13 protein-coding genes and 1 pseudogene are annotated in these 13,427 nt (G+C 69.1%); 12 read left to right on the top strand and 2 right to left on the bottom strand.

Annotation, left to right across the window (positions count from 1 at the left end; translation table 11 throughout):
- Positions 1 to 167 (top strand): annotated as a pseudogene (locus ACWEN3_RS08955) (FAD-dependent oxidoreductase); the annotation flags it as partial.
- Here ACWEN3_RS08955 and def read toward each other — a convergent pair.
- A complete protein-coding gene (gene def, locus ACWEN3_RS08950) occupies positions 168 to 791 on the bottom strand; it encodes a peptide deformylase (RefSeq protein ID WP_452967535.1) in 624 nt (207 codons plus the stop codon).
- Positions 792 to 999: 208 nt separating this feature from the next.
- The gene (locus ACWEN3_RS08945) at positions 1,000 to 1,812 is read right to left on the bottom strand and encodes a C40 family peptidase (protein ID WP_452967533.1); all 813 of its coding nucleotides are present in this window, start codon (positions 1,810 to 1,812) and stop codon (positions 1,000 to 1,002) included.
- 744 nt (positions 1,813 to 2,556) lie between these two features.
- Here ACWEN3_RS08945 and ACWEN3_RS08940 point away from each other — a divergent pair.
- The 11 genes from ACWEN3_RS08940 to nuoK are packed head-to-tail and all read left to right on the top strand — an operon-like array spanning position 2,557 to position 13,427.
- The gene (locus tag ACWEN3_RS08940) at positions 2,557 to 2,916 is read left to right on the top strand and encodes an NADH-quinone oxidoreductase subunit A (protein ID WP_003992243.1); all 360 of its coding nucleotides are present in this window, start codon (positions 2,557 to 2,559) and stop codon (positions 2,914 to 2,916) included.
- Between the two features lie 15 nt (positions 2,917 to 2,931).
- Positions 2,932 to 3,486 carry a NuoB/complex I 20 kDa subunit family protein gene (locus tag ACWEN3_RS08935; RefSeq protein WP_007383964.1) on the top strand — a complete coding sequence of 185 codons (555 nt, stop codon included), beginning with the start codon at positions 2,932 to 2,934 and terminating at the stop codon, positions 3,484 to 3,486.
- Positions 3,483 to 4,247: an NADH-quinone oxidoreductase subunit C gene (locus tag ACWEN3_RS08930; protein ID WP_452967529.1), complete on the top strand. Its 765-nt coding sequence runs from the start codon at positions 3,483 to 3,485 to the stop codon at positions 4,245 to 4,247. The genes ACWEN3_RS08935 and ACWEN3_RS08930 overlap by 4 nt, the downstream gene beginning before the upstream one ends.
- The gene (locus ACWEN3_RS08925; protein WP_452967527.1) at positions 4,244 to 5,584 is read left to right on the top strand and encodes an NADH-quinone oxidoreductase subunit D; all 1,341 of its coding nucleotides are present in this window, start codon (positions 4,244 to 4,246) and stop codon (positions 5,582 to 5,584) included. The genes ACWEN3_RS08930 and ACWEN3_RS08925 overlap by 4 nt, the downstream gene beginning before the upstream one ends.
- Positions 5,581 to 6,450, top strand: a complete 870-nt coding sequence (nuoE, locus tag ACWEN3_RS08920) for an NADH-quinone oxidoreductase subunit NuoE (protein ID WP_452967524.1) — start codon at positions 5,581 to 5,583, stop codon at positions 6,448 to 6,450. The genes ACWEN3_RS08925 and nuoE overlap by 4 nt, the downstream gene beginning before the upstream one ends.
- Positions 6,447 to 7,796, top strand: coding sequence for an NADH-quinone oxidoreductase subunit NuoF (nuoF, locus tag ACWEN3_RS08915; RefSeq protein WP_452967522.1), 1,350 nt, complete (start codon positions 6,447 to 6,449; stop codon positions 7,794 to 7,796). The genes nuoE and nuoF overlap by 4 nt, the downstream gene beginning before the upstream one ends.
- Complete coding sequence (locus tag ACWEN3_RS08910) at positions 7,793 to 10,297, top strand: NADH-quinone oxidoreductase subunit G (RefSeq protein ID WP_452967519.1); 2,505 nt, start codon at positions 7,793 to 7,795, stop codon at positions 10,295 to 10,297. The genes nuoF and ACWEN3_RS08910 overlap by 4 nt, the downstream gene beginning before the upstream one ends.
- The gene (gene nuoH, locus ACWEN3_RS08905; protein ID WP_452967516.1) at positions 10,294 to 11,658 is read left to right on the top strand and encodes an NADH-quinone oxidoreductase subunit NuoH; all 1,365 of its coding nucleotides are present in this window, start codon (positions 10,294 to 10,296) and stop codon (positions 11,656 to 11,658) included. Before ACWEN3_RS08910 ends, nuoH begins: the two co-directional genes overlap by 4 nt.
- Entirely contained in the window at positions 11,651 to 12,292 is a 642-nt protein-coding gene (gene nuoI, locus ACWEN3_RS08900) for an NADH-quinone oxidoreductase subunit NuoI (RefSeq protein WP_452967513.1), read from the top strand. The genes nuoH and nuoI overlap by 8 nt, the downstream gene beginning before the upstream one ends.
- Complete coding sequence (locus tag ACWEN3_RS08895; RefSeq protein ID WP_452967510.1) at positions 12,289 to 13,131, top strand: NADH-quinone oxidoreductase subunit J; 843 nt, start codon at positions 12,289 to 12,291, stop codon at positions 13,129 to 13,131. Before nuoI ends, ACWEN3_RS08895 begins: the two co-directional genes overlap by 4 nt.
- On the top strand, positions 13,128 to 13,427 hold the full coding sequence (gene nuoK, locus ACWEN3_RS08890; protein ID WP_073901863.1) for an NADH-quinone oxidoreductase subunit NuoK: 300 nt from the start codon (positions 13,128 to 13,130) through the stop codon (positions 13,425 to 13,427). Before ACWEN3_RS08895 ends, nuoK begins: the two co-directional genes overlap by 4 nt.

Genomic DNA, 13,427 nt, shown 5'->3' with positions numbered 1-13,427 from the left:
TCATCGGCAACCCCAAGGTCATGCAGATCGCCGCCCAGCGCGGCCTGACCCACCCGATGCTGATGAAGTTCACCCTGAAGCTGCTGGCCAACCTCACCGACCCGACGGGCGGCGACGCCATGGACCGCATCATCAACGGCCTGAGCAGGGTGGCCCCGAAGGCGTGACTAGACGCTGAGGGCGGTTGCCTTGGCGGCCCGGCGGGCGTACACCTCGTCCCGCCGGTCCGCCATCTGCCTCAGCGCGTCCTTTTTCTCCCGCTTGGAGAGCCGATCCAGGTAGATGTGCCCATGGGTGTGGTCGGTCTCATGGGCGAGGCACCGCGCGAAGTACCCCGTGCCCTCGACGGCAAGGGCGTTGCCGTCCTTGTCCCGCCCGCGTACGAGGGCCCGGTCCGGCCGCGGTACGGCCATGACGGCGCCCGGCACCGACAGGCACCCCTCGCCCTCGTCCAGCAGCCGCCGGCCGCTCAGGGGCGTCTCCAGCACGGGATTGACAATGTGTCCGACATGCCGGTTTCCGCCGTCATCGGGGCAGTCGTACACGAACAGGCGCAGATCGACCCCGACCTGATTCGCCGCGAGTCCCGCCCCGTCGGCGACGTACATGGTGCGGAACATGTCGTCCACGAGGGCGGCGAGGTCGGGCCCGAACTCCGTGACGTCCCGGCACGGCTTGTGCAGCACCTCCTCGCCGACCTCGGTGATCCGGCGCACCGCTCCGCGCCCGGCCTCGGGGGCGTACCGGGGGTACCGCTCGACGGGGCTTCCCTGCACGAACACGCGTGGCATCGCGCTGTCTCCTTCGTCCGCGGACGGACCGCAGGCCTGCGGCCCGCCCACGAGCATGTCAGGACGGACGCCGGACCCGCCGGGGAAGTCGCGCCGCGGGCCGGGAGAGCCACGTGGGACGCCGGGGGAGACCGCGCCGGGAACGACGCAAGGGCCGCTGCCCCCGAGCGGCTGCGGCCCTACGCGCGTGAAGAGGTGCGGGGTGCGCTCAGAGCACCCGCACGGCCCCGGTCGGCGGGTCGTACGACAGCGGGTGCTCGCCGACGCCGCTGGAGGGGTTCTGCGCCCCGACGAACATACCGTCGCCCACGTACACCGCCACGTGGTACGCGCTGCCCGCGCTGCCCCAGTACAGGATGTCGCCCGGCTGCAGGTTGCTCAGCGAGACCTGGGTGCCGGCCGTCGACTGGTCCTGGGAGACGCGCGGCAGGCTGATGCCCACCTGCTTGAAGGCCGTCTGCACCAGGCCGGAGCAGTCGTAGGCGGAGGGACCGGTGGCGCCGGAGACGTACGCCTTGCCGATCTGCGCCTTCACGAAGCTGACGACGGCCGCGGCCGAACCGGTGGCCGTGGACGTGCTCGTGGAGGGCGTGCTGGTGCTCGCCGTGGCGGCGAGCGTCGTCCGCGCCGTGCTGCGGGAGGCGCGCGCGGCGGCCTCCTTGCGGGCGGCCTCCTCGGCCTGCTTCTTGGCGTCCGCCGCCTTCTGCTTGGCGTCGGCGAGGTCCGACTTGGCCTGCTTCGCGGCATTCGCGGCGGCCGCATCACGCTCGGCCTGCAGCTGGTAGTTCGCGGCGGCCTGCTGGGTGGCGTCCGCGGACTGGGCCGCCTGAGCGGCCAGGTCGGCCGTCAGGGTGGGCAGTTCGAGGGTCTGCGTCACCGGTTCGGCGGCGTTGGCCGAACCAGACGCCCCGGCGACTGCCAGGGTGCTGAGGACGCCACCGGCAACTCCGGCCCGCATCGCGAGGGACGACGCGCTGCGGCGGGGCTTCCGGTGGCTGCGTATGTGAGCGGTGTGGGACATGGGAATAACCGGTACCAGGGGCTCCTTCATATCTTCAAGAAACGTGTGCTGCGCCACAGTTGCTCAATCGAGACCCCAAAACCTCGGCGCGTCACTCTTTATTGACGCCGTAACGGACATTGCGGACGCCCGTGATCAAGCCCTTGATCACGGTCTTTGATCATTAAGTCCGAATTGCCCCGCGCCTACCACTGGTTGGCTTCATTGGCCAAGCCCGGCTCTTAGGGGCCTCTCATGAATGTGGCGGAGGTCACGGAACGGTCACTGGAAGGGTGGCGTCCCGCGCGTGTGGAGCTCGTGAACGCGTGCACGCGCCTTCACTCCGTCCACACCGCGCCCCGGGTCTCCCTCTGATGTGTGAACGCGAGCCACTATCAGGCCCCCGCGGCCAATGCCAATTTGCATGCAGCGGAACCCTCTTGATATGGAGACGACCCCTCCGGCCTGCGATGACGAGTAAAGATGTCACTTCTGGTGATCAACTGAACGCTTCGCGTATGAAGATCACTCATCATCCGACTTCATGATCCTTCGTCAGGTGGTGGAGATCACAAAGCTTGTGGAATACCCCGTGTCGCAGATCACAGAGTGGCGGGCATAAGATGCGAGGCAGTTGGGCTTGTGACCTGCTTCACATGTTCTCGATCTTCGCCCGGGACGAACGGGGTTCGTGGGACCGGTGAGGCGGGTGTGAGCCCAGTGCAACCGCCAGCAGTCAGCGCCGACTGAGAGGAGCGAGGAGCGGTGAACGCGTATGCGCCCATCCTCGTACTGGGAGCCCTCGGGGCAGGCTTTGCGATCTTCTCCGTGGTCATGGCCACGCTGATCGGTCCGAAGCGGTACAACCGCGCGAAGCTCGAGGCCTACGAGTGCGGCATCGAGCCGACCCCCACGCCGGCCGGCGGCGGGCGCTTCCCCATCAAGTACTACCTGACGGCGATGCTCTTCATCGTCTTCGACATCGAGATCGTCTTCCTCTACCCCTGGGCCGTCACCTTCGACGCCCTGGGGATCTTCGGGCTCGTGGAGATGCTGCTCTTCGTGCTCACCGTCTTCGTCGCGTACGCGTACGTATGGCGGCGCGGCGGCCTGGAATGGGACTGAGGGGCCTTTAACGACATGGGACTCGAAGAAAAGCTGCCGAGCGGCTTCCTGCTGACCACCGTCGAGCAGGCCGCGGGCTGGGTGCGCAAGGCGTCCGTCTTTCCGGCCACCTTCGGCCTCGCCTGCTGCGCCATCGAGATGATGACCACCGGCGCAGGCCGGTACGACCTGGCCCGCTTCGGTATGGAGGTCTTCCGCGGCTCGCCGCGCCAGGCGGACCTGATGATCGTCGCCGGCCGGGTCAGCCAGAAGATGGCGCCGGTCCTCAGGCAGGTCTACGACCAGATGCCCAACCCCAAGTGGGTGATCTCCATGGGCGTCTGCGCCTCCTCGGGCGGCATGTTCAACAACTACGCGATCGTCCAGGGCGTCGACCACATCGTCCCGGTCGACATCTACCTCCCCGGCTGCCCGCCCCGTCCCGAGATGCTGATGGACGCGATCCTCAAGCTCCACCAGAAGATCCAGTCCTCCAAGCTCGGCGTGAACGCGGAGGAAGCGGCCCGCGAGGCGGAGGAGGCGGCGCTCAAGGCCCTGCCCACCATCGAGATGAAGGGGCTGCTGCGGTGAGCGACGCGAACGGCACCCACGGTGTCAACGGGTCCGCGAACGGGGTGAACCCCGAGAAGGACCTCGCCGCATCCAACCTCCCCGGCCAGCGCGGCCAGGGCGGCGAGGAGATCCGCGTCCAGCGCGGCATGTTCGGCGCCAACAACGGCGGCGACACCTCCGGGTACGGCGGCCTGGTCCGCTCGGTCCGGCTCCCGGGACCGGCGAGCCGCCCCTACGGCGGCTGGTTCGACGAGGTCGCCGACGAGCTGGAGGGAGCCCTGGACGAGCAGGGGCTCCTCCCCGAGAACGCCATCGAGAAGACGGTCGTCGACCGCGACGAGCTCACCTTCCACATCGAGCGCGAGCACCTGCTCCGCGTCGCCCGCACCCTGCGCGACGACCCGGCCCTGCGCTTCGAGCTGTGCACCGGCGTCAGCGGCGTCCACTACCCGCACGACAAGGGCCGCGAGCTGCACGCCGTCTACCACCTGCGCTCGATCACCCACAACCGGCTGATCCGCCTCGAAGTCAGCGCCCCCGACAGCGACCGGCGCATCCCGTCCCTGGTCTCCGTGTATCCGACCAACGACTGGCACGAGCGCGAGACCTACGACTTCTTCGGGATCGTCTTCGACGGTCACCCGGCCCTGACGCGGATCATGATGCCGGACGACTGGCAGGGCCACCCGCAGCGCAAGGACTACCCCCTCGGCGGCATCCCCGTCGAGTACAAGGGCGCCCAGATCCCGGCTCCGGACCAGCGGAGGTCGTACTCGTGAGCACGCAGCCAGCATCCGCCGCGTCGGCCGCATCGGCGCGCGAGACCACCGAGGGCACCGTGTACACGGTCACCGGTGGCGACTGGGACGAGGTCGTCCAGTCCGCGGCCCGCGCCGACGACGAGCGCATCGTCGTCAACATGGGTCCCCAGCACCCCTCCACCCACGGGGTGCTCCGCCTGATCCTGGAGATCGAGGGCGAGACGGTCACCGAGGCCCGCTGCGGCATCGGCTATCTGCACACCGGCATCGAGAAGAACCTCGAGTTCCGCACGTGGACGCAGGGCACCACCTTCGTCACGCGCATGGACTACCTGACGTCCTTCTTCAACGAGACCGCCTACTGCCTCGCCGTCGAGAAGCTCCTCGGTATCGAGGAGCAGCTCACCGAGCGCGCCAAGATCATCCGAGTGCTCCTGATGGAGCTGAACCGGATGTCCTCCCACCTGGTGTGCATCGCCACCGGCGGCATGGAGCTGGGCGCCACCACGATCATGATCTACGGATTCCGTGATCGTGAAATGATTCTCGACATCTACGAGCTCATCACGGGCCTGCGGATGAACCACGCGTACATCCGCCCCGGCGGACTCGCCCAGGACCTGCCGCCCGGCGCGGTGGACCAGATCCGCGAGTTCGTGAAGAAGATGAAGAAGAACCTTCCGGAGTACGACAAGCTCGCCACCGGGAACCCCATCTTCAAGGCCCGCATGCAGGACGTCGGCTACCTCGACCTGGCCGGCTGCATGGCCCTCGGCGCGACCGGCCCGATCCTGCGCTCCACCGGCCTGCCGCACGACCTGCGCAAGACACAGCCGTACTGCGACTACGAGACGTACGACTTCGACGTCCCCACCGCCGACAGCTGTGACGCCTACGGCCGCTTCCTGGTCCGCCTGGAGGAGATGCGCCAGTCGCTCAGGATCGTCGAGCAGTGCCTGGACCGGCTCCAGCCCGGACCGGTCATGGTCGCCGACAAGAAGATCGCCTGGCCCGCCCAGCTCGCCCTGGGACCCGACGGGCTCGGCAACTCCCTCGACCACATCAAGAAGATCATGGGCACCTCCATGGAGGCCCTGATCCACCACTTCAAGCTGGTCACCGAGGGCTTCCGCGTCCCGCCGGGACAGGCGTACGCGGCCGTCGAGTCACCCAAGGGCGAACTCGGCGTGCACGTCGTCTCCGACGGCGGCACCCGCCCCTACCGGGTCCACTTCCGCGACCCGTCCTTCACCAACCTGCAGGCCATGGCGGCGATGTGCGAAGGCGGCCAGGTCGCCGACGTGATCGTCGCCGTCGCGTCCATCGACCCCGTGATGGGAGGCGTCGACCGGTGACCACCTCTTCTTCGGAGCGGGGCGTCAGCCTGGGCATGCCCGAACTGCCCGCTCCCGCGTATCCGGACGACGTCCGGGCCCGGCTGGAGACGGACGCGCGCGAGCTGATCGCGCGCTACCCGGACTCCCGGTCCGCCCTGCTGCCGCTGCTCCACCTCGTGCAGTCGGAGGAGGGTCACGTCACGCGCACCGGGATGCGGTTCTGCGCGGACATGCTCGGCCTGACCACGGCCGAGGTCACCGCGGTCGCCACCTTCTACACCATGTACCGGCGCAAGGCCTCCGGTGACTACCAGGTGGGCGTGTGCACCAACACGCTGTGCGCGGTGATGGGCGGCGACGCCATCTTCGAGACCCTCCAGGAGCACCTGGGCGTCGGCAACGGCGAGACCACCGACGACGGCAAGGTCACCCTGGAGCACATCGAGTGCAACGCGGCCTGCGACTTCGCGCCGGTCGTGATGGTCAACTGGGAGTTCTTCGACAACCAGACGCCCGGCAGCGCCAAGCGCCTGGTCGACGACCTCCGGGCGGGACAGCCCGTACAGCCCACGCGCGGGGCGCGGCTGTGCACGTTCAAGGAGACCGCGCGGATTCTGGCCGGCTTCCCCGACGAGCGGCCCGGGGCCGTCGAGGAGGGCGGCAGTGCGGGACCCGCGTCGCTGGTGGGCCTTCGCCTGGCAAGGGGAGAGGCCGCACCCGCGCGCGTGGTCCATCCGCGCGACGGCGGTCCGCATGACGAACCGCAGGACCGGGTGCACGAGCCGTCGCCGGCCGAGCACCTCAGTTCTCATGACGCGCCGCATCAGACATCGGCCTCCGACCCGGCCCACCCGGCAGGGCCTACCGCCGAGGAGGGGGAGTGATGACCGTGGCACCCGAACTCAAGGACTCGAGCCCCGAGAAGCTGCTCGCACCCGTGCTGTCGGCCTTCTGGGACGAGGACCGGTCCTGGACCCTGGACGTCTACCGGAGGCACGAGGGGTACGAGGGGCTCCGCAAGGCGCTCGCCATGTCACCGGACGACCTGATCGCGTACGTCAAGGACTCCGGACTTCGCGGGCGCGGCGGCGCGGGATTCCCGACCGGAATGAAGTGGCAGTTCATTCCGCAGGGTGATGGAAAACCGCACTATCTAGTTGTCAACGCCGACGAGTCGGAGCCCGGGACCTGCAAGGACATCCCGCTCCTCTTCGCGAACCCGCACAGCCTCATCGAGGGCATTGTGATCGCGTGCTATGCCATCAGGTCGTCGCATGCCTTCATCTATCTGCGTGGTGAAGTCGTCCCCGTTCTGCGGCGGTTGCACGAGGCCGTGCGCGAGGCCCACGCGGCGGGCTACCTCGGCGAGAACATCCTGGGCAGCGGGCTCGACCTGGAACTCACCGTGCATGCGGGCGCCGGCGCCTACATCTGCGGTGAGGAGACCGCACTGCTCGACTCGCTCGAAGGCCGCCGTGGTCAACCGCGGCTCCGTCCCCCCTTCCCTGCGGTGGAAGGCCTCTACGCCTGTCCCACTGTCGTGAACAACGTCGAGTCGATCGCGTCGGTTCCCGCCATCCTGAAAAACGGGAAAGACTGGTTCAGGTCGATGGGCAGCGAGAAGTCCCCGGGCTTCACGCTCTACTCGCTCAGCGGCCACGTCGCGAGCCCCGGCCAGTACGAGGCCCCGCTCGGCATCACCCTCCGTCAGCTCCTCGACATGAGCGGCGGGATGCGCCCCGGCCACCGGCTGAAGTTCTGGACGCCGGGCGGCTCCTCGACGCCGATGTTCACCGACGAGCACCTCGACGTCCCCCTCGACTACGAAGGCGTCGGCGCCGCCGGTTCCATGCTCGGCACCAAGGCCCTGCAGTGCTTCGACGAGACGACCTGCGTGGTGCGGGCGGTGACCCGCTGGACCGAGTTCTACGCCCACGAGTCCTGCGGCAAGTGCACGCCCTGCCGCGAAGGCACCTACTGGCTGGTGCAGTTGCTGCGGGACATCGAGGCCGGCAAGGGCGTCATGTCCGACCTCGACAAGCTCGCGGACATCGCCGACAACATCAACGGCAAGTCCTTCTGCGCCCTCGGTGACGGCGCCGCATCCCCGATCTTCTCCTCGCTGAAGTACTTCCGCGAGGAGTACGAGCAGCACATCACGGGCCGGGGCTGCCCCTTCGACCCGGCCAAGTCCACGGCCTGGGCGGACCGCCCGGAGGTGAACGCATGACCGTGACCACCAGCGCCCCCACGGGAGGGGGAGAGGCGGCGGTCCCGCCGGAAGACCTCGTCACGCTGACGATCGACGGCATCGAGATCAGCGTGCCCAAGGGCACCCTGGTCATCCGGGCCGCCGAGCAGCTCGGCATCGAGATCCCGCGGTTCTGCGACCACCCCCTCCTGGACCCGGCCGGCGCCTGCCGGCAGTGCATCGTCGAGGTCGAGGGCCAGCGCAAGCCGATGGCGTCCTGCACCATCACCTGCACCGACGGCATGGTGGTGAAGACGCAGCTGACCTCGCCGGTCGCCGAGAAGGCCCAGCACGGCGTGATGGAGCTGCTGCTCATCAACCACCCTCTGGACTGCCCGGTCTGCGACAAGGGCGGCGAGTGCCCGCTGCAGAACCAGGCCATGTCGCACGGCAACGCCGAGTCCCGCTTCGACGGCAAGAAGCGCACCTACGAGAAGCCCGTACCGATCTCCACCCAGGTGCTGCTCGACCGCGAGCGCTGCGTGCTGTGCGCCCGCTGCACCCGCTTCTCCAACCAGGTCGCCGGCGACCCGATGATCGAACTGATCGAGCGGGGCGCGCTCCAGCAGGTCGGCACCGGCGAGGGCGACCCCTTCGAGTCCTACTTCTCCGGCAACACCATCCAGATCTGCCCGGTCGGGGCTCTCACCTCGGCGGCCTATCGTTTCCGCTCCCGCCCGTTCGACCTGATCTCCTCGCCGTCGGTGTGCGAGCACTGCTCCGGCGGCTGCGCCACGCGCACCGACCACCGGCGCGGCAAGGTCATGCGGCGCCTCGCCGCCGACGACCCCGAGGTCAACGAGGAGTGGATCTGCGACAAGGGACGCTTCGCGTTCCGTTACGCGCAGCTCAAGGACCGCCTCGACACCCCGCTCGTCCGCAACGCCGACGGCGTCCTGGAGCCCGCCTCCTGGCCCGAGGCGCTGCAGGCGGCCGCACAGGGCCTGACCGCCGCCCGCTCCCGGGCCGGTGTCCTCGTCGGCGGACGGCTGACCGTCGAGGACGCCTACGCGTACAGCAAGTTCGCGCGCGTGGCGCTCGACACCAACGACATCGACTTCCGCGCGCGCGTGCACAGCGGCGAGGAATCCGACTTCCTCGCCTCCCGCGTGGCGGGCCACGGCCGCGACCTGGACGGTACGGGCGTCACGTACACCTCCCTGGAGAAGGCGCCCGCCGTCCTGCTCGTCTGCTTCGAGTCGGAGGAGGAGGCACCCGGCGTCTTCCTGCGGCTGCGCAAGGCATGGCGCAAGCACAAGCAGCGGGTGTTCGCGGTGGCCACACACGCCACCCGGGGCCTGGAGAAGGCGGGCGGCACCCTGCTGCCGGCCGCTCCCGGCACCGAGACGGAGTGGCTGGACGCCCTCGCGAGCGGCGTCGGCCTGGAGGAGCCCGGTACGCACGCCGCCGAGGCGCTGCGCGCCGAGGGCGCGGTCATCGCCGTGGGCGAGCGGCTCGCCTCGGTCGCGGGCGGGTTCACCGCCGCCGTGCGCGCCGCCACCGCGACCGGCGCCCAGCTGGTGTGGATCCCGCGCCGGGCCGGAGAGCGCGGCGCCGTCGAGGCCGGCGCGCTGCCGTCGCTGCTGCCGGGCGGCCGTCCCGCGACCGACCCGCGCGCGCGGGAGGAGGTCGCCGCCGCCTGGGGCCTCGCCGAACTCCCGCTGCGCTACGGACGCGACACCCACCAGATCGTCGAGGCGGCCGCCGCCGGTGAACTCTCGGCGCTCGTCGTCGCCGGAGTGGAGGTCGCCGACCTCCCCGACCCGGCACGCGCGCGTGACGCGCTGGACAGCGTCGGCTTCCTGGTGTCCCTGGAGCTGCGGCCCAGCGAGGTCACCGAACGCGCCGACGTCGTCCTGCCGGTCGCCGCGGTCGCCGAGAAGGCGGGCACCTTCCTCAACTGGGAGGGCAGGGTGCGCTTCTTCGAGGCCGCGCTCAAGCCCGACCAGCTGACCCGCCGCCTCGCACCGACCGACGCACGCGTCCTGCAGATGCTGGCCGACGCCATGGACGTCCACCTGGGCCTGCCCGACGTGCGCACCACGCGCGCGGAGATCGACCGGCTCGGCTCCTGGGACGGCCCGCACGCCGCCGAGCCCATGGAGACCGCGGGCGCGCTGCCCCGCCCGGCCGTCGGCGAGGCCGTGCTCGCCGGGCACCGGCTGCTGCTCGACCATGGCCTCCTCCAGGAGGGCGACGAGGCGCTCGCCGGAACCCGGCACGCCGCACGCGCGCGCGTGTCGGCGGCGACGGCCGCAGAGGCCGGCGTCGCGGACGGCGACCTCTTCGCCGTCACCGGCCCCACCGGTACGACCGAACTCCCGCTCCAGATCACCGAGATGCCCGACCGGGTGGTCTGGCTCCCGCTGAACTCCGCCGGCGCCGGCGTCGCCTCCGACACCGGGGCACTGCCCGGCTCCCTCGTCCGCATCGGCCCGGCGGCACCCGCCGAAGAGGCCCCCAAGGAGGTGGAGGCATGAGCCCGTACCTCGCCGTTGAAGACCTCTCGATGTTCGGCCGCGACCCCTGGTGGCTGGTCGTCGTCAAGGCCGTCTTCTGCTTCGCCTTCCTGATGGTGACCGTGCTCTTCTCCATCGTCTGGGAGCGCAAGGTCGTCGCCTGGATGCAGCTGCGCATCGGCCCCAACCGGCACGGCCCCTGGGGCATGCTCCAGTCGCTCGCCGACGGCGTGAAGCTGATGCTCAAGGAAGACCTCATCGTCAAGCGCGCGGACAAGGTCGTCTACGTCCTCGCGCCGATCGTCGCGGCCATCCCGGCCTTCATGGCGATCGCGGTGATCCCCTTCGGCCCGGCCGACAACGAGATCTCGATCTTCGGTCACCGCACCACGATGCAGCTGACGGACCTGCCGATCGCGATGCTCTACATCCTCGCGGTCGCCTCCGTCGGCATCTACGGCATCGTCCTCGCGGGCTGGAGTTCCGGATCCACCTACCCGCTCCTGGGCGGTCTGCGCTCGTGCGCGCAGATGATCTCCTACGAGATCGCCATGGGCGCCGCGTTCGCCTCCGTGTTCCTCTACTCGGGGTCGATGTCGACGTCCACGATCGTCGCCCAGCAGCACGACCGCTGGTACATCCTCCTGCTGCCGGTCTCGTTCATCCTCTACATCGTCACGATGGTCGGCGAGACCAACCGCGCTCCCTTCGACATGCCGGAGTCCGAGGGCGACCTGGTCGGCGGCTTCAACACCGAGTACTCGTCGATCAAGTTCGCGATGTTCATGCTCGCCGAGTACGTGAACATGGTGACGGTCTCCGCCGTCTCCACCACCCTGTTCCTCGGCGGCTGGCGGGCCCCCTGGCCGATCAGCTCCTTCTGGGAGGGCGCGAACCACGGCTGGTGGCCGATGCTGTGGTTCGTCATCAAGGTCCAGCTGCTGCTGTTCTTCTTCATCTGGCTGCGCGGCACCCTTCCCCGGGTCCGCTACGACCAGCTGATGAAGCTCGGCTGGAAGGTCCTCATCCCGGTCTCGGTGACCTGGCTGATGCTGGTCGCGACCGTGCGGGCCCTGCGCAACGAGCACTACGACTTCGCCGACATCGCCCTCTACGTGGGCGGCGGCCTTCTCGCCCTGCTGCTGATCTCCTTCGTCGCCGACATGTTCCGCGAGAAGTCGAGGACGGGCGAGCAGCCCGTCGCCCAGCAGGCCGGATTCGACCCGATGGCGGGCGGGTTCCCCGTGCCGCCGCTGCCCGGGCAGGAGGCGCCCCCGGTGCCGAGGCGCCACTCGCGCCGCGAGCGGGAGCTGATTGTCAGTGGCGGGTCGGACACTGTCAGTGACGGATCTTCGGATGGAAAGGAGGCGTCCGATGGCTGAGGAGCCCAAGGAGACCAAGCCCGGTTTCCAGAACCCCGTGGCCGGCTTCGGCGTGACCTTCAAGGCCATGTTCAAGAAGCGGCTGACCGAGCAGTACCCGGAACAGAAGAAGACCACGGCTCCGCGGTTCCACGGACGGCACCAGCTCAACCGCCATCCGGACGGCCTGGAGAAGTGCGTCGGCTGCGAGCTGTGCGCCTGGGCCTGCCCCGCCGACGCCATCTACGTGGAGGGCGCCGACAACACCGACGAGGAGCGCTACTCGCCGGGCGAGCGCTACGGCCGCGTCTACCAGATCAACTACGCCCGCTGCATCCTGTGCGGCCTGTGCATCGAAGCGTGCCCCACGCGCGCGCTGACGATGACCAACGAGTTCGAACTGGCCGACTCCAGCCGCGCCAACCTCATCTACACCAAGGAGCAACTGCTCGCCGGCCTCGAAGAGGGCATGGTCGACTCGCCTCACTCGATCTTCCCGGGGACGACCGAGGAGGACTACTACCGGGGCCTGGTGACGCAGGCCGCACCCGGCACGGTCCGCCAGGTCGCCCTCTCCAAGGGGGAGGTCCCACAGGAGGCCGCGTCCACCTTCGGCGAGGACGAGCCGGCCTCCGGGAAGGTGATCGGCCGATGACCGCACAGCTCGCCGCCTACACCACCTCCACCGGTGAGGCCTTCCAGTTCTGGGTACTCGGCACGGTCGCGGTGATCGGCGCCCTGTGCACCGTCTTCATGAAGAAGGCCGTGCACAGCGCGCTCTCCCTCGCCGGGACCATGATCGTCCTGGCCGTGTTCTACCTCGCCAACGGCGCCTACTTCCTGGGAATCGTGCAGATCGTCGTCTACACCGGCGCGATCATGATGCTGTTCCTGTTCGTGGTGATGCTCGTCGGCGTCACGGCCGCGGACTCGCTGAAGGAGACCATCAAGGGCCAGCGCTGGCTGGCCCTTCTCTGCGGGGTCGGCTTCGGCGTCCTGCTGTTCGCCGGCATCGGGAACGCCTCCCTGACGGAGTTCGCCGGCACCGGCCAGGCGAACGCCCACGGCAATGTCGAGGGCCTCGCGGCCCTCATCTTCACCAAGTACGTCTTCGCCTTCGAAATCACCGGCGCCCTGCTCATCACGGCCGCCGTCGGCGCCATGGTGCTCACCCACCGCGAGCGCACCGAGCGCGCCAAGACCCAGCGCGAGCTGTCCGAGCAGCGCATCCGCGAGGGCAAGTACATTCCGCCGCTGCCCGCCCCCGGCGTCTACGCCCGGCACAACGCCGTGGACATCGCGGGCCTGCTCCCGGACGGCACCCCGTCCGAGCTGACGGTCAGCAAGACGCTGCGCGAACGCGGCCAGATCCGTGACGTGTCCACGGAGGCGCTGAACGACCTGCGCGCACTGGAGCAGCGCGCGGAGGAGCGCCTGGAGCGCAGGGCGGTCGAACCGGCGACGTTCAAGCGGTCCGAGGAGGCGTCCAAGTGAACCCGGTCAACTACCTCTATCTCGCGGCCCTGCTGTTCACGATCGGCGCGACCGGCGTACTGATCCGGCGCAACGCCATCGTGGTCTTCATGTGCATCGAACTGATGCTGAACGCCTGCAACCTCGCGTTCGTCGTCTTCTCCCGGATGCACGGCAACCTCGACGGCCAGATCATCGCCTTCTTCACGATGGTCGTCGCCGCCGCGGAGGTCGTGGTGGGCCTCGCGATCATCGTGTCGCTGTTCCGTACCCGCCACTCGGCCTCGGTCGACGACGCCAGCCTGATGAAGCTGTAA

The organism is Streptomyces sp. NPDC004561, from assembly GCF_053602155.1.
Note: the sequence above shows the minus strand (reverse complement) of the source record. Positions and strands in the feature narration are given on the sequence as shown.

Excerpts from the sequence above, each read along its gene's own strand:
- def (WP_452967535.1), bottom strand. The coding sequence starts at position 791 with ATGCCACGCGTGTTCGTGCAGGGAAGCCCCGTCGAGCGGTACCCCCGG.
- ACWEN3_RS08945 (WP_452967533.1), bottom strand. The coding sequence starts at position 1,812 with ATGTCCCACACCGCTCACATACGCAGCCACCGGAAGCCCCGCCGCAGC.
- ACWEN3_RS08935 (WP_007383964.1), top strand. The coding sequence starts at position 2,932 with ATGGGACTCGAAGAAAAGCTGCCGAGCGGCTTCCTGCTGACCACCGTC.
- ACWEN3_RS08910 (WP_452967519.1), top strand. The coding sequence starts at position 7,793 with ATGACCGTGACCACCAGCGCCCCCACGGGAGGGGGAGAGGCGGCGGTC.
- nuoH (WP_452967516.1), top strand. The coding sequence starts at position 10,294 with ATGAGCCCGTACCTCGCCGTTGAAGACCTCTCGATGTTCGGCCGCGAC.
- nuoI (WP_452967513.1), top strand. The coding sequence starts at position 11,651 with ATGGCTGAGGAGCCCAAGGAGACCAAGCCCGGTTTCCAGAACCCCGTG.
- ACWEN3_RS08895 (WP_452967510.1), top strand. The coding sequence starts at position 12,289 with ATGACCGCACAGCTCGCCGCCTACACCACCTCCACCGGTGAGGCCTTC.